Source organism: Acidovorax sp. HMWF018 (assembly GCF_003061035.1).
In the GTDB taxonomy this organism is placed as follows: Bacteria; Pseudomonadota; Gammaproteobacteria; order Burkholderiales; family Burkholderiaceae_C; genus Acidovorax; species Acidovorax delafieldii.
In genome coordinates, this window is sequence record NZ_QAIM01000594.1 from 1 (window position 1) to 2,526 (window position 2,526).

Annotated in this window: 3 protein-coding genes; all 3 read right to left on the reverse strand. The window is 64.2% G+C overall.

Annotation, left to right across the window (positions count from 1 at the left end):
• On the reverse strand, window positions 1–1,161 hold a 1,161-nt coding region (locus DBR23_RS25260), incomplete at its 3' end, for a DUF1631 family protein (protein WP_146191444.1).
• A 17-nt stretch (window positions 1,162–1,178) separates the two neighbouring features.
• Window positions 1,179–2,129: a protein translocase subunit SecF gene (gene secF, locus DBR23_RS25265; protein ID WP_056742880.1), complete on the reverse strand. Its 951-nt coding sequence runs from the start codon at window positions 2,127–2,129 to the stop codon at window positions 1,179–1,181.
• 12 nt (window positions 2,130–2,141) lie between these two features.
• A partial coding sequence (locus DBR23_RS25270) for an MMPL family transporter (RefSeq protein ID WP_146191445.1) occupies window positions 2,142–2,526 on the reverse strand: 385 nt, incomplete at its 5' end.

Consider the following 2,526-nt stretch of genomic DNA (forward strand, 5'->3'; position numbering starts at 1 on the left):
TTTCTTCTTGAGTTCGGTGGAGCGCTCCCGCACGGCGCCCACCAACTGGACCACCGCTGCAGGGCTGTAGTCCTCCATCAGCGTGGCCACGCCGCTGTAGTAGGTGTCCGCATGCACGCGGTGCGCCGTGAGTGCATGGGCCAGCGCGGCCGAAGCGGGGGGCGCATTCACCATGTCAAAGCCGGTGGCGGGCTGCGTGAGCAGCCGCCGCAACTGCCCCATCACACCCTGCGCACGCTGGCGTGCCCGGGCCAGCGGCGTCATGCCCGTGGCAAAGGCCGTGGGCATTCCGTGTTGTGGCCGGGGGTAGCCGCCATGTCCGGGGGGCGGCATCTGTGTGCCCGGTGGCCCCATCGGCCGAGCCCCAGCGGGCATGCCGGGAGGCTGCTGCACTCCTCCGCGCGCGGCCATCATGGCCTGGCGGGTCTGCGCCAGGGCCTGCGAAGCCAGGCCTCCAGAACCCGAATCGCCCCCGCCACTGCCCGTGGCGGTGCCCCCCTGCGTGCGGCGCACCTTGGATTTGAGATCGACCTGCGGCGTGATGCCCTGCTCTACGTAGAACACGTTGACCGCCTGGTAGTGCTTCTGAAGCAGGTTGGCCAGCTCGCGCTGCAGGGGGTCCACCACGGTTTGCAGGTCCGTGCGGGGTAGCCCTGCCTCCACCCATTGTTCCACCAGCAACAGGCATACGGTGTCGGGTCGCAGGATGTCGCTACTGTCCAGCTCCTGCCCTTCCAGCGACTGGGTGCGCTGGCGCAAGGTGTCGAACTTATGGCTGACCTGCTCGTTCACCGTCAACGCCATGCGCGAGGCGAGGATCTTGTTCTCGACCACATCGTCGCTGAGCAGCTCGAACTGACTGAGCCCACCACCACCAGCCGCCAGCTGGCCACGTGTAGAGCTGACGTGGGGAGCCAGCGCCTCTTGCCAGGCCTTGCCGGCGCGCTCCGTCCATGCGGAATGTTTTTGCTGGTACTGCAGCCACGCATCCCGGCGCGACTGCATCTCACGGGCTGTGCCCGTCTGGTTCATCAACGCGGTGAGGAAGTCCTGGACGGTCTTGTCCAGGTCCACCAACCCTCCACAGATCCCCTCTACAAACCGCTGGCGCGCCTGGCGGGCCAGGCGGCGTTGCGGAACAGAAGGGGGCGTGGTGTGCATGAACAGATATTAGCGGGTCAGACGGTAGCTCCAGCATGGGGATCGTTGGGATCCCCCTCCTTTTTGGCGGGCTTGACGAGGTCCTCGCGCTTGACGCCCAGCCACATGGCAATAGCCGCCGCCACGAACACCGAGGAATAGATACCGAACAGGATACCGATGGTCAGCGCCAATGCAAAGTAGTGCAAGCTCGGGCCGCCAAAGAAGAACATCGACAGCACCATCGCCTCGGTGGAGGCGTGGGTGATGATGGTTCGACTCATCGTGCTGGTGATGGCGTGGTCGATCACCTCGTGCGTGGTCATCTTGCGGTACTTGCGGAAGGCCTCGCGGATCCGGTCGAAGATCACGACCGATTCATTCACCGAGTAACCCAGCACGGCGAGCACGCCAGCGAGCACCGACAGCGAGAACTCCCACTGGAAGAACGCAAAGAAGCCCAGGATGATCACCACGTCGTGCAGGTTGGCAATGATTGCAGCGACGCCGAATTTCCACTCAAAGCGGAAGGCCAGGTAGATCACGATGCCCACGACCACCATGGCCAGCGCCATCAGGCCGCCGTGCACCAGTTCCTCGCCCACCTGCGGGCCTACAAATTCGGTGCGACGCAAGGTCACTGCGGGGTCTGCAGCCTTCAAGGCGCCCAGCACCTGCTCGCTCTGCTGTGCGGACGTCACGCCCTTTTGCACGGGCAGGCGGATCATCACGTCACGCGAGGTGCCGAAATTCTGCACCTGCACGTCGGGGTAGCCCAGTGCGGCCACGGTGTCGCGGACCTTGGCCAGTTCGGCGGGCTGGCTATAGGCCACTTCCATCACAGTGCCGCCCGTGAACTCCACCGACAGGTGCAGCCCACGCGTAAGCAGGAAGAACACCGCCAGAGCGAAAGTGATGAAGGAGATCGCGTTGAAGACCAACGCGTGCTTCATGAAAGGGATGTCTTTGCGGATACGGAAGAATTCCATGGTCTTCCTCCTTTAGTTCGTCTTGGCCACAGCACTATCGGACTCAGGCTTCCACACCTGACCGATGGCCACGCTCTTGAGCTTCTTCTTGCGGCCGTACCACAGGTTCACCAAGCCACGCGAGAAGAACACGGCCGAGAACATGCTGGTCAGGATGCCGATGCAGTGCACCACAGCAAAGCCACGCACCGGGCCGGAGCCAAACGCCAGCAGCGCCAGGCCCGCGATCAAGGTGGTCACGTTCGAGTCCAGGATGGTGGCCCAGGCACGCTCATACCCCGCGTGGATGGCCGCCTGGGGCGACACACCCTCGCGCAGCTCTTCGCGGATGCGCTCGTTGATCAGCACGTTGGAGTCAATCGCCACCCCCAGCGCCAGCGCCATGGCAGCAATGCCG

What these genes read in the sequence shown, in the direction of transcription:
- secF (WP_056742880.1), bottom strand. Translation starts at nt 2,129, where the DNA reads ATGGAATTCTTCCGTATCCGCAAAGACATCCCTTTCATGAAGCACGCG.